General features: G+C 63.8%; 20 protein-coding genes. 12 read left to right on the plus strand and 8 right to left on the minus strand.

All coding sequences use genetic code 11. From position 1 onward, the window contains the following. Positions 1 to 198 precede the first annotated feature (198 nt). Entirely contained in the window at positions 199 to 771 is a 573-nt protein-coding gene (locus tag ACIBI6_RS31190) for an ADP-ribosyltransferase (protein ID WP_364345150.1), read from the minus strand. A gap of 263 nt (positions 772 to 1,034) precedes the next feature. On the opposite strand from ACIBI6_RS31190, the gene ACIBI6_RS31195 reads away from it, so the two are divergent. Further along, positions 1,035 to 1,226 carry a hypothetical protein gene (locus ACIBI6_RS31195; protein ID WP_364345152.1) on the plus strand — a complete coding sequence of 64 codons (192 nt, stop codon included), beginning with the start codon at positions 1,035 to 1,037 and terminating at the stop codon, positions 1,224 to 1,226. 53 nt (positions 1,227 to 1,279) lie between these two features. On the opposite strand, the gene ACIBI6_RS31200 is transcribed toward ACIBI6_RS31195, so the two are convergent. The 3 genes from ACIBI6_RS31200 to ACIBI6_RS31210 form a co-directional block, all read right to left on the minus strand. Beyond that, on the minus strand, positions 1,280 to 1,579 hold the full coding sequence (locus ACIBI6_RS31200) for a hypothetical protein (RefSeq protein WP_396958693.1): 300 nt from the start codon (positions 1,577 to 1,579) through the stop codon (positions 1,280 to 1,282). Between the two features lie 269 nt (positions 1,580 to 1,848). Further along, the gene (locus ACIBI6_RS31205) at positions 1,849 to 2,190 is read right to left on the minus strand and encodes a hypothetical protein (RefSeq protein ID WP_396958694.1); all 342 of its coding nucleotides are present in this window, start codon (positions 2,188 to 2,190) and stop codon (positions 1,849 to 1,851) included. Positions 2,191 to 2,262: 72 nt separating this feature from the next. After that, positions 2,263 to 2,631 carry a hypothetical protein gene (locus ACIBI6_RS31210; protein WP_327101499.1) on the minus strand — a complete coding sequence of 123 codons (369 nt, stop codon included), beginning with the start codon at positions 2,629 to 2,631 and terminating at the stop codon, positions 2,263 to 2,265. A gap of 921 nt (positions 2,632 to 3,552) precedes the next feature. Here ACIBI6_RS31210 and ACIBI6_RS31215 point away from each other — a divergent pair. Then, complete coding sequence (locus ACIBI6_RS31215; protein ID WP_327101501.1) at positions 3,553 to 4,026, plus strand: NUDIX domain-containing protein; 474 nt, start codon at positions 3,553 to 3,555, stop codon at positions 4,024 to 4,026. A 382-nt stretch (positions 4,027 to 4,408) separates the two neighbouring features. Continuing rightward, entirely contained in the window at positions 4,409 to 5,083 is a 675-nt protein-coding gene (locus ACIBI6_RS31220; protein ID WP_364345220.1) for a DUF6319 family protein, read from the plus strand. On the opposite strand, the gene ACIBI6_RS31225 is transcribed toward ACIBI6_RS31220, so the two are convergent. From ACIBI6_RS31225 to ACIBI6_RS31235, 3 genes are read right to left on the minus strand one after another with little or no spacing between them, the layout of a single operon-like run. Next, the gene (locus tag ACIBI6_RS31225) at positions 5,080 to 6,645 is read right to left on the minus strand and encodes a GGDEF domain-containing protein (RefSeq protein ID WP_364345159.1); all 1,566 of its coding nucleotides are present in this window, start codon (positions 6,643 to 6,645) and stop codon (positions 5,080 to 5,082) included. The genes ACIBI6_RS31220 and ACIBI6_RS31225 overlap by 4 nt on opposite strands. Next, complete coding sequence (locus ACIBI6_RS31230; protein ID WP_364345160.1) at positions 6,645 to 7,247, minus strand: hypothetical protein; 603 nt, start codon at positions 7,245 to 7,247, stop codon at positions 6,645 to 6,647. Before ACIBI6_RS31230 ends, ACIBI6_RS31225 begins: the two co-directional genes overlap by 1 nt. A gap of 20 nt (positions 7,248 to 7,267) precedes the next feature. Beyond that, positions 7,268 to 7,858: a pyruvoyl-dependent arginine decarboxylase gene (locus ACIBI6_RS31235; RefSeq protein ID WP_396958695.1), complete on the minus strand. Its 591-nt coding sequence runs from the start codon at positions 7,856 to 7,858 to the stop codon at positions 7,268 to 7,270. A 194-nt stretch (positions 7,859 to 8,052) separates the two neighbouring features. On the opposite strand from ACIBI6_RS31235, the gene galK reads away from it, so the two are divergent. From galK to ACIBI6_RS31255, 4 genes are all read left to right on the plus strand, one after another. Continuing rightward, the gene (gene galK / locus ACIBI6_RS31240; protein ID WP_396958696.1) at positions 8,053 to 9,168 is read left to right on the plus strand and encodes a galactokinase; all 1,116 of its coding nucleotides are present in this window, start codon (positions 8,053 to 8,055) and stop codon (positions 9,166 to 9,168) included. Positions 9,169 to 9,307: 139 nt separating this feature from the next. Continuing rightward, positions 9,308 to 11,014, plus strand: coding sequence for a sodium:solute symporter family protein (locus tag ACIBI6_RS31245; protein ID WP_364345222.1), 1,707 nt, complete (start codon positions 9,308 to 9,310; stop codon positions 11,012 to 11,014). Between the two features lie 12 nt (positions 11,015 to 11,026). Further along, positions 11,027 to 11,278, plus strand: coding sequence for a hypothetical protein (locus ACIBI6_RS31250; protein WP_364345166.1), 252 nt, complete (start codon positions 11,027 to 11,029; stop codon positions 11,276 to 11,278). A gap of 72 nt (positions 11,279 to 11,350) precedes the next feature. Beyond that, on the plus strand, positions 11,351 to 12,580 hold the full coding sequence (locus tag ACIBI6_RS31255; RefSeq protein WP_396958697.1) for an epoxide hydrolase family protein: 1,230 nt from the start codon (positions 11,351 to 11,353) through the stop codon (positions 12,578 to 12,580). Here the strand turns inward: ACIBI6_RS31255 and ACIBI6_RS31260 are convergent. After that, positions 12,577 to 13,197 (minus strand): TetR/AcrR family transcriptional regulator, encoded by a 621-nt coding sequence (locus ACIBI6_RS31260; protein ID WP_364345170.1) that lies wholly within the window; start codon positions 13,195 to 13,197, stop codon positions 12,577 to 12,579. The genes ACIBI6_RS31255 and ACIBI6_RS31260 overlap by 4 nt on opposite strands. Positions 13,198 to 13,351: 154 nt before the next feature. Here ACIBI6_RS31260 and ACIBI6_RS31265 point away from each other — a divergent pair, with 154 nt between their 5' ends. From ACIBI6_RS31265 to ACIBI6_RS31285, 5 genes are read left to right on the plus strand one after another with little or no spacing between them, the layout of a single operon-like run. Next, positions 13,352 to 14,719: a flavin-containing monooxygenase gene (locus tag ACIBI6_RS31265; RefSeq protein ID WP_396958698.1), complete on the plus strand. Its 1,368-nt coding sequence runs from the start codon at positions 13,352 to 13,354 to the stop codon at positions 14,717 to 14,719. Between the two features lie 9 nt (positions 14,720 to 14,728). Then, positions 14,729 to 15,868: a serine hydrolase domain-containing protein gene (locus ACIBI6_RS31270; RefSeq protein ID WP_396958699.1), complete on the plus strand. Its 1,140-nt coding sequence runs from the start codon at positions 14,729 to 14,731 to the stop codon at positions 15,866 to 15,868. After that, positions 15,868 to 16,908, plus strand: a complete 1,041-nt coding sequence (locus tag ACIBI6_RS31275; protein WP_396958753.1) for an NAD(P)-dependent alcohol dehydrogenase — start codon at positions 15,868 to 15,870, stop codon at positions 16,906 to 16,908. Before ACIBI6_RS31270 ends, ACIBI6_RS31275 begins: the two co-directional genes overlap by 1 nt. Before the next feature lie 20 nt (positions 16,909 to 16,928). Beyond that, the gene (locus tag ACIBI6_RS31280; RefSeq protein WP_396958700.1) at positions 16,929 to 18,602 is read left to right on the plus strand and encodes a class I adenylate-forming enzyme family protein; all 1,674 of its coding nucleotides are present in this window, start codon (positions 16,929 to 16,931) and stop codon (positions 18,600 to 18,602) included. A 4-nt stretch (positions 18,603 to 18,606) separates the two neighbouring features. Then, entirely contained in the window at positions 18,607 to 20,349 is a 1,743-nt protein-coding gene (locus ACIBI6_RS31285) for an amidohydrolase family protein (RefSeq protein ID WP_396958701.1), read from the plus strand. Positions 20,350 to 20,826: the final 477 nt, after the last annotated feature.

Genomic DNA, 20,826 nt, shown 5'->3' on the forward strand with positions numbered 1-20,826 from the left:
CTTGGATGGGCTGGCGAGGGGCTAGCAAGTAGCGTCGATACCCAGAAGAGCTTCAGTCCCGTTTGCTAGTGGCACCCTTGGTGTCACGTTGCCCCCGCTTCGCGTTGAGAATCTCCTCAGCCTGACGGCGGCGGGCCTGGACCTGCTTCGGCGACAACTTCACCCTGACCGGGTGCAACACATCCCGCGTAAGTGCACTCACAGCTCGCCCTCCATCACAACGGCGTATATACGCCACATACTACGCACGCTATCGAAGGCAACGTCAACAACGAAGTAGCTCCGCGCGTCAATGATAAGTACCTCGCGTTCCTCCGCGATCTCAGCGAGTTCACCGAGCCTGAGGACTGGAGTTCCCGCCGGTACGACCAGGTCGAGAATGACCGGATCCACATGCCTTGTCGAGTGAGGCGGGATCGCCACACCACTCGTTGAGAGAAAACCATCCTCGCGAAACTCTGCGTCGATAAGCGCCCGTGCCGACTCCTCGTCGACAAGTCCGTAGACCGCTGCGTCGGTCTCTCTAGTCACTCGCACGGCTTCCGGCAATGGGTACTTCTGCAGACCAGACCGGATCGTTTCGATCCGACGCTCGAGTTCGACCGTCATCGGGATCTGTCCGCGCATGGCCTGATTAATCCGTTCATATCCGCCAAGCGCATACGCTTCGATTACATCGCGCTCCGTACTGCTCAGTCGATCGACGCCCTGCCCAGCAAGCACGACCTCGGCGAGGGGTACCACGACGAACCTGCTGTTGGCATCTGTCACGCCTGGATTGTTCCGCATTGACAAGTGCTGTGGTTCAAATCCGCTGAGGCAGAGGTTGACTCGATTGTCACGCAGCAGTGCAAGCGCCCGTGCTGGTCGAAATCGGCACTTCCGCTGCGTGGCCGGATCCCCGCTGGGTTTATTGGCACTGTCGTTCCACCGGTGAAAGGTCTGGTTCGCATTGTTGGCCCGAGTGCCGGCTGGGAGCCGATGCCTGATGACGATCGCCAATGGGTCATCGATGCCGCGAAGGCTGTCCCGGGGTGCTGAACACCTACCACCTCATCGACCCGGAAACCGGTAATGGACTGTCGGTAACGTTCTTCGAGGACGATGTCGATCCCGCCGCGGTCAAATCCGCGATTGCGCAGCGTGGTGCCGAAATCGGGTGGAACGACGTGCCTCGGCCCGCGCCGAAGTCCGAGACGATCTACCGTGTGCTGCGCTTCGGGTAACGGAACCCCTGCACTCCCGTTGCGGCGCAGGGGTTCTGCAAGGTACCGACGACTCACTCAGAAACGTAGATCACGGATGGAGTGAGGTCGATGCCGTGGCGTGCATAGATCTTGATCGTGTTCTCACCGGTGAGGTCGGATTCGGTATAACCGAGGAGTTCGGCAGTGCGGATCACGTCCTCGTTCGTAGCCGCCTCGATCTCCAGGTACGGCGGAATCCGCGGCCAGCTGTCGATCTCAAGCTGCGCGCCGTCGAGTGTGAAGCTGGCCCGCTTGTTTTCCTGATAGGACTTCGCGGTGAAGCCCAGCATTTCGAGCAGGGCATTGGTGGCGGCGAAGTCGTCGACGGTCACCTCTACTTCGTGGGTGCCGTCGATAGCGTCGCTGGTGATCTCCTTCACAGCCAGCGTGGTTCCATTCCCATTGTCGCGCAACCTGATCCACTTACCGTCGAAGCCGGGCGTGACGTCCTACACATAGCGACGCATGAGTTGCTCACCGACCTTCCGACCACCTTTGTCCAGGATGCGCCGCTCGATGGTATCGGGGTCGATACCGAGTATTTTGGCTTCGTGCTCGATAGGCACAGGATCTCCTTCTGGCGTCGGTCGATGGGTCGACGTTATCCGGCGCGGCGGCTGGTGAGACGGTTCACGGTGTTCAGTTCGTATTGCCGTACTAGCCTTTGTGGCACCAGACCACCGAAGTGTGCCAGGCTCGGTGCGATCACCGCATCGATATCGAGAGCCTGGACCACGTTCACCAGCCGTCCCTCCGGGTCGGTGGTCGCCGCACCGAACGTGACCGTCTTGGCCAAGTCATAGCCGAGTCGTTTTGCCCTGCTACGGATCTGAATCTCATCCCATTCCTGCGAGACCCCGGATATGTCCTTGCGCAGGTAGCCGATCGCGGTGGGTGTCCGCCTCATCGCGCGTTCCCGTTCGTCGAAACCAGTGACCGGCACTCGCGGCACCTCGACGCCCACAACAGCGAGTGCACCAGAATCGCCCGCGCGGCATCAACTTTCGTCTGGCGCTTAGTCAGTGCCATCGTGCCCTCCGTCATCGATGGCGGGATCGAGTAGACCGTCTAGAACATCCAGCAAAGTCCGAAGATCCGGGCCGACACGCACTGGGAGATCGTGTTCGGCCAGTGGGAACGCCAAGCCACGGGCGGCGGCGCGTTCGCGGGGACTCATCGCTGCGGGCGCGAGTTTGCCCGCCTGGACCAGACAGCGTAGCGCGGTCGCCTTGTGCGGGCACATGACAGCACGACAATCCTTGTGCTGCTGCATAATCCGCTGAGATTCGGCCACCGTAAGCAGGTAATTGGGTCGCGCATCAGTGGTGTCCGCTTGCTCCACGTCACGACCCGCCAATCCGTACAGCCTTGACCACCTTCGCATTTCATCCCCTTCGCAGCGATTGGCAGGCCAGCCCGAAGTTGGGAGTCCTCACCAACTCCGGGCGGCGGGCTACGACGCTATGGCCACCACGCGGACACCTGAACTGCGCAGAGGACGTTTGCGCGGACACTTCCAACTCACCGAAACGTCCCATGTCTGTCCCGTATGGTTCTGATATGAGCCAACGCCTCGAATCGGCGATGCTGCGAGCCGAACTCGACTCGGCAATGCTTGCCCAACGGGTCGGAGTGGACGTGAAGACAGTCAATCGGTGGCTCGCCGGACGAATACCTCACCGGCGAACAAGACTCGCGGTAGCTGAGGTACTGAACGAATCAGAGACCACGCTGTGGCCGCAGACACGACCGGACCTGACTGCAGGGGCACCCGCGACGGCCGAAGTGCTCAGCGCGTATGCCCACCGAGCCGATATCCCGAACGACTTGTGGACATCGTTGCTACTCGGAGCTACCGAACGAATCGACATCATCGGGTACGCCTATCCGTTCGTCCTCGAACTGCTACCCAACGCTGCCGACATCATTGCCGGCAAGTGCCGAAGCGGTGTTCGAGTCCGGCTGGGGTTCGCGGACCCTGATTGCGATCACGTCGCAGAGCGAGACAACCTGGAACAGATGCACGGAACACTGCCCGGTCGCATCCGCAATGCACTGAGCATGCTCGGCCAACTGACAGCCACGCCGGGTTGTCAGATCGGATTGCACACGACGCATCTGTACAACTCGGTATTCCGATTCGACGATCGAATGATTGTCACCCCATATCTTGTACGCGCCCGAGGATATCAACACCCAGCGCTCTACCTGAGACAACTTTCCCCATACGGCATATTCTCGTCGTTCGCTGATCAGGTCGAACAGATTTGGGACACTGTTGCCTATTACTCGCTAGGAGTCCCAAATGAGCAGACGGCGTGATTATTACCGAGACCCGAACGCGCCGAAGGCCAACAGTCTGGTCCCAGGCGGCTCGGCGCTGGTTGTCGATGACGATGGTGCGATTCTCATGCAGCGCCGGAGTGACTCCGGCAATTGGTCATTGCCCGGTGGCGTCATGGAGATTGGGGAAACGCTGGAGCAGTGCGTGATTCGTGAGACCAAGGAAGAGTCCGGCTTGGATATCGAGATCACGGGACTGCTCGGTATCTATACCGATCCTGAGCACATCATCGCGTATGCCGATGGCGAGGTGCGCCAAGAGTTCAACATCACGTTCTACGGCCGCGTTGTCGGCGGCCGTATCGCGATCAGTGATGAATCCACAGAGGTTCGCTTTCTCCACCCGGACGAGCTTGCGGATGTGCCGGTGCACGATACCGTCCGGCTCCGGCTACAACACCACATGGAGCAACGCGGCCAGCCATATCTGGGATAGGTCCTTAAAAATGCCCAACGGCTACCGCGAGGTTCAGCCACCTGGCTGTGCGGACGCGCCTTCAACTGGCGCTACTCGCTTCCGAGCAAGTCACTTATGAGTGCGGAACCGGCGAGCGGGATGCCTCCGAAATGCGCAGATCTGCCGGTCGGACGGGATGCCGTAGCTACATGTTCGCTGGGATTCGGAATCTTGATTGATCCTGGGCGGATTCGGTGGTGGCTGTGAATCTGTCGGTGGCGTGCGGCATCATCTGTGCACGCAGCCATCCACGAATACCGCTCGGAGTGCCACCATGCCGTCCCCACGAACGAAACCACAGCCGTTGTCGGACACTGAGATTCAGCAGATCGCCACGGACATCGCTGGCGGTCGCCCGCCGATGGTGTGGTTCACCGCGGCCGCGGTGGGCGTGCCGGAGGGACGGTCCGGCAAGGTGGTCGAGATCGGTGATCGATCCGAGAGCGACTTCCTGCGGGTCAAGCCGACCGGATCGAAGGATGTACTGTCCTTTTCTCCGACCGAAGTGACGTTGACCAAGCCGCCACGGGATAAGGCGGCAACCACAAGCTCTGCCCAGCCGAAGTCGACAACCAGGAAGGAATCCACTGTGACCCAGCCGTCGACCTTGACGAGCACCGCGACACCGGCCCCCAGGCCGGCCCCGAGCCCCACCCCGCCCGCTTCGGCCGCGAAACCCGCTGCCCCCGCGGCGGAACCGGCCAAACCCGCGACACCCGCAGGCGCCGCGAAGCCCGCGGCGAAGGCGCCCGCCGCGCGAAGCAAGGCGAAGACGCCGGAGGTCACGGTGACGCTGACCGGTACCGCGGACGGCGAGTGGTCGGTCGATGTGGTCAGCGGCAAGAAGAAGTCCGTGCGCGGTCTGCCAGTGACCAGCTCCGCGGTGGCGCAGGCGGCCAAGGTGCTGCATCCGGAGGTGGCCGAGGTGGTTGCCGGGATCCTGGAGGCCGCCCGAGTGGTCCAGGAGTCCAAGGTGCAGCAGTTACAGGCCGAGTTAGAGGAAGCTCGGCGACTGCTCGAAGAGCTCTCGGACTAGACGGCGGCGGATTTGCCGCTGGTGTTATGGGACCGGCCGCTCGGGCGCCAGATCCGGCGTCCCGGGTCGGCGGTGTTGTGTCGCGGTTCCGGACCGTGGCGCAGGTCGTCGTGGAATGCGTAGCCGAGCGAGTACTCCTTCGCGTGGTACATCGCCGAATCCGCTTCCCTGATGAGGTCGTAAATGGTGTCGTCGGAGCTGCGCGGGCTGCCGCAGGCCAGGCCGACACTCGCGGTGATCGGTATTTCGCCCGCGCTCAGCTCGAACGGCCGAACGAAGGCGCCGAGTAGTCGCTCCGCGAGCATGGCGGCCTCCTGTCGGTCCAGCGGTGCGAGCACCACGAATTCGTCGCCGCCGTAGCGGGCCACCACATCGTCGCGCCGGATGATGTGCCGGATCCGGGATGCCGCATTCGCGATCAGCTCGTCGCCGACCGCGTGGCCGTAGCTGTCATTGACCATCTTGAAGCCGTCGAGATCGATGAACAGCAGACACAGCGGCTGCTCGATCCAGTGCTCGTGATTGCGATTCAGCCCGCGCAGCAGCGCGGCCCGGTTCAGCAATCCGGTGAGCATGTCGTGATCGGCCTGGTACTGCGCCCGCCGTTCACTGCGCGCACTGCGGACGATCGCGCGTTCGCTGCGCACCAGCACGCCGATGAGCAGCAGCGCACACAGTGACGAGACCACCACGCGATCGAGGGTGTCCAGACTGGAACCGACCACCGGAATCAGCGAGGCCACGATCAACGCGACCGCGATGAAGCTGGCTCGCTGCCGCGAATGGTGCGGGTGGATGTGCCGTGGCGCACCGAGACTCGCCATGGTCGGATGCAGCGCCGCGACGCCGACGATCGGATAGGCCACCAGTAGCGGTACCAGCAACAATTCGTGCGCGACGGGTGCGCGGTCGACGGCGTCGAGGCTGTACCCGAAATCGCCGATGAGCACAGCGATCAGCCCGCTGTGCAGCAGGCGCAACGAGGTCTCCGAACGGGTCGCGGTCGCCATCGAATGCGCTACCAAGGTCAGCAGCAGAGCATCGAGCACCGGATAGGTCGCCGCCACTACAGTGTGCGCGGTGGTGTCGTGCGACTGCAGGATCGGTGAGATCAGAAAGGTCCACGAGGCCAGCAGTGCGCCGAGACCGATGAGCGCCGAGTCGAGCAGCAGATCGTAGTTCGGCCGGACCTGGCGCGGGCGCAACCACAGCGCCGCGGCCACCCCGGTGCCGAAATAACCGGCGAGAGTGAACAGGTCGTCGAGTGGATGCAGTCCGTGGCTGTCGATCTCGCGGGTGGCCGTACCCACGGCGAACAGCACGGCCGATGCCGAGAGTAGGTACCACGGCAGCGGCCGCTCGGGACGATATCGCCGCAGGCCGATATAGATCATGGTGAGCGCGCCGAGCACCACGGCGGCCATGGTCAGCAGCGACAACGGCCGGACATCAATGCAGAGCAGTACCGCCAGACCGACTGCGGTCAGCGCGAGAAATATTGTGCACCACCGCATTTCGAGGTGGTGCCGAACGGTGGTCGGCTGCTCTTCGCTGACGGTCATCAGCCCCCCTTGGTCGCTCCATCCCCAGTGAACCGCGCCGCGTAGTAGGTCTGCGAATCCTCCACCGCGACTTCGACGTTCGCCGCCTGCTCATCGAGCACCGCTCGAATGCTGTCGGCGAAGGAAAACCGAGTGTTGTTATACGAGCAGATGTCCCAACCGACCGCCGCGCGCTCGGCCACCAATACCTGGACAACTGATTTGATCATGGCATGGAATGCGGCTCCTTGTCGGGCACTTGGCGCAACAAGGGTGAAACCCGCGTAGTAGATCGCGTCGCGCGCCGCATGTTCGGGGTAGCGGGCGGCGAAATACTCCGGACTGATCCACGGGACGGTCTCGAGATGTTTGGTCAGCGTCGTCACCCCGATGGGTTCGCCGGTCGCGGTGCGCGCGACGTGTTTGGCGACCCGCGGATCTATCATCTCCTCGCGGAATTCCGATCGGTGCAGCACCTGTCTGGCAATGGCCTTGGTGCGCAAGGGGCCGAAGGCCTCCTCGTACAGCAGGTGGAACATATCGATCCGGTCGTCCGGAATGGTCGATTCGATAGTGACTTTCAGCTCAGGCGGCCCGCCCGTCAGCCGAACACCATCCCTCATGGAATCGCTGCGCAACGCTGTCATTGATGTCCCCACGGTGTCGTGTGGTACGCCGCCAGCACAAGCGCGCAGGTCGGCGTGCCATCGGAACGGGCCTCGGTGGTGCACAGCTGGATCGGACCGAAACGTTGCGGCCGGTTGCGAGTCATATCGGTCAAACTCGCGCGAATCAGCGTCGCGACCTGCGCGGCCGTCTCGGCCTCGTGTTCGACGAAAAGTCCGGCGCCGGAACCGTCGTCGCGCAGTGCCCAGCCGATGCCCGCGCCCGCACGCTCGCCCGCCGCATTCGCATGCTGCGCGGCGTAGACGCAGTAGAGCCGATCACCCCAGCGGATCGGCTTGCGGACGCGGCCGGTGCGGGCCAGCACGGCGCGCGGTGGAATGACCGATGACAGGCGGATCAAGTTGGCATCACCTACTCCCAGGTCACGCAGTGCCGCATCGAAGGCCGACATAGCCGTCGGGCCAGTCCCCGTCGCCGCGCCGATCTCGATCGTCAGTGGAGCTCCGGAGTCACGCTGATCGCCGCGGTCCGGCCTGCCCATGGGCGGGAGTAATCGATCGATCCACTGCAGCCCGAGTAGGCCGCCGCGTGGGGATGTCTGAATCATAATGCCCTCCCGAAACCGTCGGCCGGATTATTTAGGCCGGTATTGCGTCAAATTCGACTGTGCGTCAAGGCGATCGATCACGCATCCGCGCGGGCCGAAAGACATGTTCCGGTGGCGTGTCTCGTAGGGTGTGGTGCCCAGGGTTGCTGGGATGACATGCGTGAGCACTGGCAATGCGATGAGGTGAGGAATTCGTGCCGAAGTGGGTGGCGCCGGGTCGGGTCAACATCATCGGTGAACACACCGATTACAACGACGGTTTCGTGCTGCCCATCGCATTGCCGCTGGTGGTCGAGTGTCAGGCGGAGGCGCGAACCGACGGCCGGGTCCGGGTGGTCTCGCGGCAGCGGCCGGGTGCGACGGTGCTGGTCGCGGTGAGCGAGCTTGCCGCCGAACGGGATCGGGTGCCCGGATGGTCGCGGTATCCGCTGGGCGTTGTGTCCGAATTCGCGCGCCGTGGTTATGTGTGTGACGGCGTCGATCTGGAGTTGGACGGTGCGGTGCCGATCGGTGCCGGATTGTCGTCCTCGGCGGCGCTGTCGTGTGCGGTGGCGGTCGCGCTGCGAGATCTGTTCGCGCCCACCGTCACCGATCGCGAGTTGATCGATCTTGCCCGCGCCGCCGAGAACGACTACGCCGGAGTGCCGACCGGACTGCTCGATCAGTCCGCATCGATTCTGTGTACGGCCGGACATGCGTTGTTCCTGGATGTGCGCCGGTTAGTCGCGAACGACGGTGTCGCGCACGAACAAATTCCATTCGATCTCGATCGGTTCGGGCTGGAGCTGTTGGTGATCGATACCGGACAGCCGCACGCGCTGATCGATGGTGGTTACGCACGGCGGCGCGCTCAATGCGAGGCCGCCGCCGCGGCACTGGACGTGCCCGCACTGCGCGATATCGAATCGGCGGCGGTTGTGGACCGCATCGGCGATGCGGTACTGCGGCGGCGAGCGCGGCATGTGGTGACCGAGAATGCGCGAGTACTCACGATTGCCGAAAAGTTGCGAGGAGGTGCGGATCCGCGTGCGATCGGACCGATCCTGACCGTGGCGCACGAGTCGCTGCGTGATGATTTCGAGGTTTCGACACCGGCACTGGATGCCGCGGTATCCGCCGCGCTCGACGCCGGGGCGCACGGCGCGCGCATGGTCGGCGGTGGCTTCGGCGGCAGCGTTATCGCGCTCGTCGATCGGGATGACACCGCGGCGGTCACGGACGCGGTGCGAGATCGATTCGCGCAATCGGGTTTCCAGGCGCCGCGCACCTTCGTCGTCGTGGCCGGCGCGGGTGCGCACCGCATCGTTTGAGCAACTGTCCAACTTTTGTGCGTGAATGTACCGCGCGGGTACGGCACAATCACGCACAGTAGAACGCGAGACGCCCGGTTTCATCGCCTGGAGGGACGACGCTGTGCCGCTTGCCGATTCGACCCTTTACTCATCGGCGCTGGATGCCGTCTCGGTACAAGCCGAGACGACACTGCGCCTGGACGCGCAGCCCGTCGACTATGCGCTGGTAGCGCTGTATTTCGTCTTCGTAATCGGCATCGGTCTGCTGGCCAGGCAGCGGGTCTCGTCGAGTATCGACTTCTTCCTGTCCGGACGATCGCTGCCCGCCTGGGTGACAGGTCTCGCGTTCATCTCCGCCAATCTGGGCGCGGTCGAGATCATGGGCATGTCGGCCAATGGCGCCGAATACGGCTTCCCCACCTTCCACTACTTCTGGATCGGCGCGGTGCCGGCCATGCTGTTCCTCGGCGTGGTGATGATGCCGTTCTACTACGGCTCCAAGGTGCGCAGTGTGCCGGAATTCATGCGACGGCGCTTCGGTACCGGCGCACATCTGGTGAACGCGTTGAGCTTCGCGATCGCGCAGGTGCTTATTGCCGGGGTGAATCTGTATCTGCTCGGGTCGATTCTGAATGTGCTGCTGGGTTGGCCGCTATGGGTGTCGGTGATCGTCGCCGCGGCGATCGTGCTGTCCTACATCACCCTCGGCGGATTGTCCGCGGCGATCTACAACGAGGTATTGCAGTTCTTCGTGATCGTCGCCGCGCTGCTGCCGCTGACGCTGGTCGGTCTGCACAAGGCCGGAGGCTGGGATGGACTGCGCGAGAAGGTGAGCGCATCCCCCGGCGGTGGCGCACAGTGGGACTCCTGGCCGGGCAATGCGCTCAGCGGGTTCTCCAATGACTTCCTTTCGGTGGTCGGCATCGTCTTCGGGCTCGGATTCGTCCTCTCCTTCGGCTACTGGACCACCAACTTCGTCGAGGTGCAGCGCGCACTGGCGACGCATTCCATTTCGGCCGCGCGACGCACCCCGATCATCGGCGCGTATCCGAAGATGTTCATTCCGTTGATCGTGGTGATTCCCGGCATGATCAGCGCAGTGCTGGTACCGCAGATGAGCGAGTACAAGGCGGCGGAGACGGCGGGTTCGAACTACTCCGGCGATGCCACCTATAACCAGGCGCTGCTGTATCTGATGAAGGATGTACTGCCCAACGGGCTGCTCGGTGTCGGGCTCGCCGGATTGCTCGCGGCGTTCATGGCGGGCATGGCGGCCAATATCTCCGCCTTCAATACGGTATTCAGCTATGACCTGTGGCAGCAGTACGTGCGGCGGGATCGGCCGGACGGGTATTACCTGAACGTCGGTCGCCTCGCGACGGTCGGCGCGACCGTCGCGGCAATCGGAACCGCGTTCATCGCAGGCAATTTCAGCAATATGATGGATTATCTGCAGACGCTGTTCAGCTTCTTCAACGCACCGCTGTTCGCGACCTTCATTCTCGGTATGTTCTGGAAGCGGATGACGCCAACGGCGGGTTGGATGGGGCTGGTCTTCGGAACCACCTCGGCCATTGTGGTTTTCATCCTGCACAAGACCGATGTCTTCGAATTATCCGGTCAGGGTTCGAGTTTCGTCGCGGCCGGTGTGGCGTTCGTTGTGGATATCGTGGTCAGCGTCGCGGTTACCCAGGTGACGCGGTCGAAGCCGGATGCCGAACTGGTCGGGCTGGTGTATTCGCAGACGCCGAAGGAACTGCGGCACGATCCGGACGAGGCGGATCTGCCCTGGTATCAACGGCCGGTGCTGCTGGCGGGGATCGCGCTGGTCCTGGTCATCGCGCTGAATATCATCGTCGGATAAGGAGGCCAGTCGATGCTTTTCGATATCCGCACCATTGTCGGCGCGCTGCTCGGCAGTTACGCCGTCGTTCTGGTCGTGACGGGGCTGGTGCACAACACCGCGGCCGAGGAGGCCAAGACCGGTGGAGTGAATGTGAATATCTGGGCTGGGCTCGGGATGGGGGCGGTGGCGATCGCCTTCCTGGTCTGGGTGTTGTTGCGGCCGGTCCCGGTGCCGACCAAGGATGCGCCTGCCAGCGAGGAGGATTCGCCTCCGGAGGCATGACTCAGGGCTCGCGATTCGCTGGTGTTACGGTCGAGGCATCCGAGATTCGCGAAGCGGTTACAGGAGAGAGCTTTGAGCCACGCCGACCCGTTCCCGCTCCGGCCGACACCAATTCACGTACCCGATGCGGTGCTCGCGGATCTGCAGCGGCGACTCGCACTGACACGCTGGCCCGACGATGCGGGCAATGACGACCGCTACTACGGCGTAGACCGCCGCTACCTGCAGGAACTCGTCGAGTACTGGCAGCACGAATACGACTGGCGCAAGGCCGAAGCCGCGATCAACGCCTATGACAACTACCTCGTCGACGTCGATGGCGTTCCGGTGCATTTCCTGCGCAGACCCGGAGTCGGCCCGAATCCGATACCGCTGATCCTCACCCACGGCTGGCCGTGGACCTTCTGGCACTGGGCCAAGGTCATCGATCCGCTCGCCGACCCCGGTGCGTACGGTGGCGATCCCGCCGATGCCTTCGATGTGATCGTGCCGTCTTTTCCCGGTTTCGGATTCTCCAGCCCACTGCCGAAGCACCCGGATATGAACTTCTGGAAGGTCGCCGACCTGTGGCACACGCTCATGACCGAAACCCTCGGCTACACCAAATATGCCGCCGCGGGGTGCGATGTGGGCGCGTTGGTCACCGGTCAACTCGGCCACAAATACGCCGACGAGCTGTACGCGATCCATATCGGCTCGGGCCAGAAGCTGACGCTGTTCGAGGGCGACCGAGCCTGGGATATCAGCGGCGGGCGTCCCATTCCGGACGGGCTGCCCGATGAGGTCTATGCCCGAATCATCGAGTTGGAGCACCGTTTCGGCGTCCACCTCACGGCGCACGTCCTCGAACCGAGCACCTTGGCCTTCGGCCTGTCCGATTCACCCGCGGGCATGCTCGCCTGGATACTCCAGCGCTGGATGGCATGGAGTGACGACGACGGCGATATCGAAACCGTCTTCACCAAGGACGATCTGCTCACCCACGCCATGATCTTCTGGGCCACCAATTCCATCGGCACCTCGATCCGCACCTACGCCAATAACAACCGCTATCCCTGGACCCCGTCGCACGAGCGCCACCCCGTCATCGAGGCGCCCACCGGCATCACCTTCGTCGGCTACGAGAATCCGCCCGGCGTCACCACCGCCGACCGCGTCGAGCACTTCCGCGCCAGCGATCGCGGCCCCTGGTACAACCACGTCAACCTGACCGCCCACGACCAGGGCGGCCACTTCATCCCCTGGGAAATCCCTGACCTCTGGACTCAGGACCTTCGCCGCACCTTCCGCGGCCGCCGCTAGGCGGGGGCTTGCAAAGCCGGGAACCAGATGTCGGTGAGGACTTCGGCGGCCTGGTCGGTGGAGACATCGATGGTGCCCTGCATGGCCCAGCGGGTGAAGAAACGTTCCAGTTGGGCAACAAGGAGTTCCACGCGTAGGCGAGCCTCGTCGCGGCGGCTTTCGGGCCAGCGGGCGAGGTAGGAAGTCATGGCGTTGGGCAGGGCCAGGATGCCGCGGCGGGCGATTTCGCGGAATTCCGGCTCCAGTGCGGTGGCCTCGTCCCAGGCGGGCAGCAGGTCCTTGTATTCGTGGAACCAGGCGATGGCGCGGGTCACCCAGTCCACGAATTCCGCGCGGGAGCCGGTGTCGAGCACCCGGTCCAGATCCTCATAGAAGTGCAGTGCGGTCGGCGCGGTGCTCTGTTCGGCAATCGCACGCAGGATCTCGAGCTTGCTACTGAAGTGCAGGTAGAAGGTGGCGCGGCTACAGCCGACGGCGGCGGCGATGTCGTCGACCCGCACCGCCGCATAACCGCGTTCGGTGAACAGCGCCTTGGCGCCGTCCATCAGTCTGGCGCGGGTCTGCAGCTTCTGTTCGTCGCGCAGGCTCAGTCCGGGCGGATTCGACTTGGTCGGCATGATAGACATCATGTCATTCACTAGACAGTACGTCTAGCCAGTGCTAATTTGTTGCCTACGTCACTCCACGTGCCGCAGGCGGCGCGGGATGGTTCGCCGCATCGGATCCGGTGCCGCCCACGTGACGGCAATCCTTCGGACGAGGACTACGGAATTGACTCACAGCAATCTGCCCCGGGTATGCGTCATCGGCGCGGGCCCCTCCGGAATCACCGCCGCAAAACGCCTGCAGGACTTCGACATTCCCTTCGAGGTCTTCGAGGCGAGCGATGAAGTGGGCGGCAATTGGTATTTCAAGAATCCCAATGGGATGTCGGCCTGCTACCAGTCGCTGCATATCGACACCAGCAAGTTCCGGCTCGCCTTCGAGGATTACCCGGCGCCCGAGGAATGGCCTGACTTCCCGCACCACTCGCAGCTCTTCCAGTACTTCAAGGACTACGTCGACCATTTCGGCTTCCGCGACAAGATCCTGTTCAATACCAAGGTCACCGCGGCCGAGCGCCAGCAGGACGGCAGCTGGCTGGTCACCGCGAGCGATGGCCGCACCCGGGCCTACGACGCGCTGATCGTCTGCAACGGCCACCACTGGGATCCGCGCACTCCGGACTATCCGGGCGAATTCGACGGTGTGCTGATCCACAGCCACGCCTACAACGACCCGTTCGATCCGGTGGATATGCGCGGTAAGAAGATCGTGGTGGTCGGCATGGGCAACTCCGGGCTCGATATCGCCTCGGAACTATCGCAGCGGTTCGTCGCCGAGAAGCTGACCGTTTCGGCACGCCGCGGGGTTTGGGTGCTGCCGAAGTATGTCAACGGCAAGGTCGGCGATAAACAGAGTGTGCCGCCATGGATTCCACGCAAGGTCAGCCTGAAGCTCAAGCAGCGTTTCGTACGCAAGTTCCGCGGCGATATGGAGTTCTACGGTCTGCCGAAACCGGATCACAAGCCGTTCGAGGCGCATCCGTCGGCCAGCGAGGAGTTCCTGCATCGCGCGGGCTGCGGCGATATCGCCTTCAAACCGGCCATTACCGCACTGGAGGGTCCGCAGGTGCGCTTCGCCGACGGCAGCGCCGAGGAGGTGGACGTAATCGTCTGTGCCACCGGCTATCACATCAGCTTTCCGTTCTTCTCCGATCCGAAGCTGGTACCGGACGAACAGAATCGCATCCCGCTGTTCAAGCAGATGATGAAGCCGGGTGTGGACAATCTGTTCTATCTCGGTCTGGCCCAACCGTTGCCGACGCTGGTGAATTTCGCCGAACAGCAGAGCAAGTTGGTCGCGGCCTATTTGACCGGCAAGTACCTGCCGCCGTCGGAGAAGGAGATGAATGCCGAGATCACGGCGGCCGAACAGCGCCGCACCGGACGGTATTACAACTCGCCTCGGCACACGATCCAAGTCGAGTTCGAGCCCTATGTGCGCGATATGAACCGGGAAATGGCAAGGGGCGTGAAGCGGGCTGCCGCCGCCGGCAATGCGTTGCCGGTGCCCGCCAGAGCGCTCGAGAATGCGTGAGGGCGGCCGATGACGACATCAGGATTCGGTACGGATGAATTCGCCGGTGTGCGAACGGAATTAGCCGCACAGATCGCCTCGGGTGCGGAACTCGGTGCATCGATCTGCGTGACCGTCGACGGCGAACCGGTTGTCGATATCTGGGGTGGACACCGCGATCTCGAGCGGACCGCGCCATGGACCGAGGACACCCTGGTCAATGTCTTCTCCATCAGCAAAACCATGACCGCGCTGTCCGCGCTGCTGCTGGTGGACCGGGGCGAGCTCGATGTGCAACAGAAGGTCGCGCACTACTGGCCGGAATTCGCCGCGAATGGCAAGGGCGATATCGAGATTCGCCATCTACTCGGTCACACCTCCGGGGTCTCGGGTTGGGAGCGGCCGATCGAGCTGGCCGATATCTACGACACCGAGGCGGCGAGCGCGCGGCTCGCGACACAGCCGCCGTGGTGGGAGCCGGGCACGGCATCGGGCTATCACGCACTGAACTATGGACATCTGGTCGGGGAGGTGGTCCGTCGAATTACGGGCCGCACCCTCGGCCAGTTCTTCGCCGAGGAACTCGCCGGACCGCTGAATGCCGATTTCCATATCGGCACCGCACCCGAAAACCATCACCGCATCGCACCGCTCGTCCCGCCGCCGCTGCTGCAATTCGATATGGCCGCGCTCGATCAGGACAGCATCCTGGTCAAGACGCTCACCAGTCCGCTGCTCGATATTCCGGAGGCCAATAGCGCCGCATGGCGGGAGGCCGAAATCGGGGCGGTGAACGGGCACGGCAATGCGCATTCAGTGGCCGCGGTGCAGTCGCTGGTCGCCTGCGGTGGAGCGCTGCACGGCCGAAGGTTGTTGTCGGAGAAGACAATCGATCTCATCTTCGAACAGCAGTCCGACGGTGCGGATCTGGCCCTGCTACTGCCGCTGCGCTTCGGGCTCGGTTACGGACTCCCCCAGTCGCAGACCGCGCCGGAGGTGCCCGACGGGAAGGTCTGCTGGTGGGCCGGATTCGGCGGCGCCATCGTGGTCAACGATCTCGATCATCGAGTCACCTTCGCCTACACCATGAACAAGATGGCGCCGGGACTCATCGGCTCCGATCGTGCGAATGCCTATCTGCGCGCGGTGTTTTCGGTGGTGCGCGCATGATGCGGGCATTACAGCTCACCGAACCGGGTGTACTCGAACTGCGTGAGGTCGCGGTGCCCGTGATCGGTCCGACTGATCTGCTGCTGCGGGTCGGTGCGGCGGGTATCTGTCATTCCGATCTGCATGTGCTGCATATTCCGTTCAAATTGCGCGAGGATCCGCTGACGCTCGGGCACGAGGTGGCGGGCACCATCGAGGCGGTCGGCAGTGCGGTCGACAGTCGGGTGGTCGGCGAACGCGGCATCGTCTACCTGTGCTGGTCGTGCGGTGTCTGCCGAGAGTGTGTGAGCGGCAATGAAAATGTGTGCCTCGCCGCCGGACGTACCGCCATGCCGCCGTGTCCGGGACTCGGTCCAGACGGCGGGATGGCGGAGTACATCCGCATACCCGCCAGCTCTTTCGTGCCGATCGGCGAGATGGATTTCCTGCAGGCCGCGCCGCTGGCCGATGCGGCGCTGTCCAGCTACCACGCCATCAACGGCGCGCGAGAGCAGTTGTACCCCGGTTCGGTCGCGGTGGTCATCGGCATCGGCGGACTCGGCCATGTCGCGGTGCAGATCCTTACCGCGACCAGCGCGACGCACGTGATCGCCGTTGACGTGAGCGAGGACAAACTGGCCCTGGCCGCCCGCTGCGGTGCGGCCGATGGCCTGCTCTCCGGTGCCGATACCGCGCGCGAAATCCTGGACCGCACCGATGGCCGTGGTGCCGATGCCGTTTTCGACTTCGTCGGTGTCGATGCGACCGCCAGGTTGGCAGTGGAATCGGTCGCCCCCAATGGCGCGTATCGCATGATCGGGCTCGGCGGTGGTGCACCGGAAGTCACGGCCGGACCAGCGGGCGGACCGGGCTGGCCATGGGGCGCTTCGATTCGAAAGTGCTACGGCGGCACCAAATCCGATCTGATCAACTCCGTAGCCCTGGCCCAGTCGGGCCGGCTGACCGTCGAAACCGAACGCTTCGAGCTGGCGGACGGCCGCGCCGCCCTCGACCGACTGGAGCGCGGACTCATTACCGGCCGCGCCGTACTGGTGCCCTGACCCACGAGGAAGTGCCTCCTATGACAAAGCCTTTCGACCCACAGGCAATGGCCGCACAGGCCGTTGCGCGGCTGACCGGTCCCGGTGGGCCGTTCGAGATGACGGTCGAAAATGTACTCGGCGCGCCTATTCCGGTGATCAAGGACCGGGTGCGCGCATTGCGCGAAGTGCTCGCGGCATCGGTCGCCCTGGGTGATCGCGACTACCTGGTCACCGAGGACCGACGGATGTCCTATGCCGAGCACGTGGCCACTGTCGGCGCGCTGGCTCGTGCGCTGCGGGAGCGATACGGCGTCGGAAAGGGTGACCGAATCGGCATTCTCGCGGCCAACACTACCGAGTGGGTGGTGACTTTCTGGGCCGCGCAGACGCTGGGCGCGATCGCCGTCGGCTACAACGCCTGGTGGATGCCGCGCGAAATCGCCTACGGCTTGGAGCACACCAGCCCGAAGGTCCTGATCGTCGATGCGAAACGCGCAGGCCAGGTGGCGCAGCTGGATATCCGGGTTCCCGTGCTCACCATGGAGCACGACCTACCCGCGCTGATCGCCGAGTACGGCGACGGCGAGCTACCGAACACCCCCGTAGACGAAGACGATCCCGCGGTAATCCTCTACACCAGCGGCACCAGCGGCCGCCCCAAGGGCGCGGTGCATTCGCAGCGAAACCTGGTGGCGGTCATCGACTATCACCGGTTCAACGACGCGCTCGCCGCCGCCTTCCAGGGCGGCATCGACGACGGCAGTCCGAAGGGCCGCCGATTCCTGCTCACCTCCCCGCTGTTCCACATCGCCAGCCTGCACAATCTGGTGCTGCCGCGCATGGCGACCGGCGATACCGCCGTCATCTATCAGGGCGCGTTCGACGCCGACCGGATACTGCGGCTGATCGAACAAGAGCGGATCAGCAACTGGGGGGCGATGCCGACCATGGCGAGTCGCCTGCTCGAAGTGGACCTGTCGAAGTACGATCTGACCTCGCTGGCCGCCTTCTCGCTGAATTCGGCTCCGTCCTCGGCCGCATTGCAACAGCAACTGCGCGAACAACTTCCAGTCGCCAAGACCGCGCTGGTGACCAGCTACGGTATGACCGAATGCAGTACCGCGGCGACCATTGCCGCACCGGCCGAACTCGCCGCCTTTCCGGACACCGTGGGCCGTCCCGTGATCGGAGTCGACCTGCAGATCCGCGATGCGCTCGGCGAACCCGTCGGCGAGGGCGTCGAGGGTGAGATCTGGGTGCGCAGCCCCTACGTCATGCTCGGCTACTGGGCGGATGAGGCCGCCACGGCCGCCGCCATCACGCCAGAGCGCTGGTTGCGCACCGGCGATATCGGAGTCCTCGAGCAAGGCCGACTCCGATTGTCCGGCAGGCGTTCGGATCTCATCCTGCGCGGTGGCGAGAATGTGTACCCGACCGAGGTCGAGCAGTGTCTGGACGAACATCCCGCGGTGCGCGAATCCGCCGTCGTCGGGATGCCCGATGACGATCTCGGCCAGCTGGTCGCGGCACTGGTTGTCGTCGAGAATGCCTCCGCCACAACCGAACAGGAACTGACGGAATTCGCGAGGCAGCGCATCGCGTACTACAAGGTCCCCGCACGGTGGCGGATCACCACGACTCCCCTGACCCGCAATGCGACCGGCAAGGTCGTGCGGGCCGGGATTGCCGACGCCCTTTCCGCCGCGGAGTGAAGTTATGTACGACACGATCATCAAAGGCGGACGTTGGTTCGACGGCACCGGTTCGCCCTCGGCCATCCGTCACCTCGGAATCCGGGAAGGTTCTATAGCCGCAGTTTCGGCCGAACCGCTCGATGAGACCGACTGCCCGCACGTCATCGATGCCACCGGGAAATGGGTGATTCCCGGCATGATCGATATCCATACCCACTACGACGTCGAGGTGCTGCAGAGTCCGGCGCTGGCCGAATCCATCCGGCACGGCATTACCACCGTGCTGCTCGGGTCGTGCTCATTGTCGACGGTGCATGTCGACGCATCGGACGCCGGTGATCTGTTCGGCCGGGTGGAGGCCATTCCGCGCAAACATGTGATCGCGGCAATGACCGAAACCAAGTCTTGGACTTCGGCGCACGAATATGTCGAGGCGCTGGAGGCGCTGCCGCTCGGGCCCAACCTCGCCGCCTTCATCGGACATTCCGATATCCGCGCCGCTGAGATGGGATTGGATCGCGCCACCCGCAAGGAGATTCGGCCCACGGATGCCGAATTGGACTCCATGGCAGTGAAACTCGAGGAGGCACTGGACGCGGGCTTCGTCGGCATGTCCTCCCAACAGCTGCTATTCGACAAGCTCGACGGTGAGGTCTGCCGATCGCGCACCCTGCCCTCGACCTATGCGACCACCGGCGAACGCCGCAGGCTGAATGCGATCCTGCGGCGTCGCGGCCGGGCGTTGCAGGGCGGGCCGGATGTGGCCCGGCCGCAAAGTCTGGTCGCGATGGCGGCGAGCAGCCTCGGCATCTTCCGCAAACCACTGAAGGTCAGCCTGCTGTCGGCGGCCGATATCAAGGCCATTCCCACTGTCGCCCAGATCTTTCCGTTGATCGCACGGCTGCTCAATCGGCTCGGCGGTGACTTCCGCTGGCAGCATCTGCCGGTGCCGTTCGAGGTCTACTCCGACGGTATCGATTTGCCGGTATTCGAGGAATTCGGTTCGGGCGCAGCGGCATTGCATCTGTCCCACCAGTTGGAGCAGCGCCGGGAGCTACTGCGGGACGAAGGCTATCGACGCCGATTCCGTAAGGATTACGACAAGAAGTTCGGGCCGCGGGTATGGCATCGCGATTTCTTCGACGCCGAAATCGTCGAGTGTCCGGATGCTTCGGTGATCGGCAAGACCTTCGGTCAGGTCGGGCAGGATCGCGGTGGCTTGCATCCGGTGGACGCGTTTCTGGATCTGGTCGTCGAATACGGGGACAAAGTGCGTTGGCGCACAACGATTTCCAATCACCGACCACAGGTGCTCGACAAATTCGCCGCCGACCCCGGGGTGCAGCTGGGCTTCTCGGATGCGGGCGCGCATCTGCGGAGTATGGCCTTCTACAACTTCGGGCTGCGGTTTCTGCGCCGGGTCTACGACGCCGAGCGCGCGGGGCGTCCGTTCCTGTCCCTCGAACGCGCGGTGCATCGGATCACCGGTGAACTCGCCGACTGGTACGGCATCGACGCGGGCCACCTGCGTCTCGGGGACCGCGCCGATCTGGTCGTCATCGATCCCGCACAACTGGACGAGACCATCGAGGCCTACGCCGAAGCACCGATCGCCGTATTCGACAACCTGTCGCGCATGGTCAATCGTAGTGACGCCACGGTAGTCGCGGTGCTCGTCGGCGGGGAGTATGTCTTCGGGGCGGGCGTGTCGGCACCGGTGCTCGGCACCCGCCGGACGGGCCGCTTCCTCCGGGCGAGTACCTGACCTCGCCATACCGACCGCCCCCAGACAGCTCGCTTCGCCGCCGCATGCACGCTCAGGGTGCTGCCACCTCGCTGCGCTACGCGATGGCGCATCCGGACGTGCGCCCTGGTGTTGTGCATCCCCTGACCTGGAACACCATGCGCGCGGGCGGCCAGTCCGCCCTGGCATGGTCGACACCAGACTCCCGCTGGCACCGGAGGCCCGCCGGTTGGCGCTTCCGGATGGCGTCATCTCGCGGATCGTCGCCGATCAGCTCGGCGAGAGCGGGCGGCGAAGCAAACTGCACCATTCACCACGGCTCACGGCGCATTGGGGTAGTTGCAGACGCTGAATGACCTGGTACGGGACTTCCCGACCCACGCTGACCTCGATGTTTTCACCCCCGGCCCCGGACTCTGTCGACCTGCACCATCTGGGGACGCGCAGAACCGCATGCTGTCCGCCCGCGCGGGAGCCCGACTCGACGAGACACTGCAT

The organism is Nocardia sp. NPDC050412 (genome assembly GCF_044458825.1).
Lineage (GTDB): Bacteria > Actinomycetota > Actinomycetes > Mycobacteriales > Mycobacteriaceae > Nocardia.

Bases quoted from the DNA above. Each gene is read 5' to 3' on its own strand.
- ACIBI6_RS31280 (WP_396958700.1), top strand. From the start codon at position 16,929: ATGACAAAGCCTTTCGACCCACAGGCAATGGCCGCACAGGCCGTTGCG.
- ACIBI6_RS31220 (WP_364345220.1), top strand. From the start codon at position 4,409: ATGGTGTGGTTCACCGCGGCCGCGGTGGGCGTGCCGGAGGGACGGTCC.
- ACIBI6_RS31225 (WP_364345159.1), bottom strand. From the start codon at position 6,645: ATGACCGTCAGCGAAGAGCAGCCGACCACCGTTCGGCACCACCTCGAA.
- ACIBI6_RS31260 (WP_364345170.1), bottom strand. From the start codon at position 13,197: ATGCCGACCAAGTCGAATCCGCCCGGACTGAGCCTGCGCGACGAACAG.
- ACIBI6_RS31235 (WP_396958695.1), bottom strand. From the start codon at position 7,858: ATGATTCAGACATCCCCACGCGGCGGCCTACTCGGGCTGCAGTGGATC.
- ACIBI6_RS31270 (WP_396958699.1), top strand. From the start codon at position 14,729: ATGACGACATCAGGATTCGGTACGGATGAATTCGCCGGTGTGCGAACG.
- ACIBI6_RS31210 (WP_327101499.1), bottom strand. From the start codon at position 2,631: ATGCGAAGGTGGTCAAGGCTGTACGGATTGGCGGGTCGTGACGTGGAG.
- ACIBI6_RS31275 (WP_396958753.1), top strand. From the start codon at position 15,868: ATGCGGGCATTACAGCTCACCGAACCGGGTGTACTCGAACTGCGTGAG.
- ACIBI6_RS31285 (WP_396958701.1), top strand. From the start codon at position 18,607: ATGTACGACACGATCATCAAAGGCGGACGTTGGTTCGACGGCACCGGT.
- ACIBI6_RS31215 (WP_327101501.1), top strand. From the start codon at position 3,553: ATGAGCAGACGGCGTGATTATTACCGAGACCCGAACGCGCCGAAGGCC.
- ACIBI6_RS31250 (WP_364345166.1), top strand. From the start codon at position 11,027: ATGCTTTTCGATATCCGCACCATTGTCGGCGCGCTGCTCGGCAGTTAC.
- ACIBI6_RS31230 (WP_364345160.1), bottom strand. From the start codon at position 7,247: ATGAGGGATGGTGTTCGGCTGACGGGCGGGCCGCCTGAGCTGAAAGTC.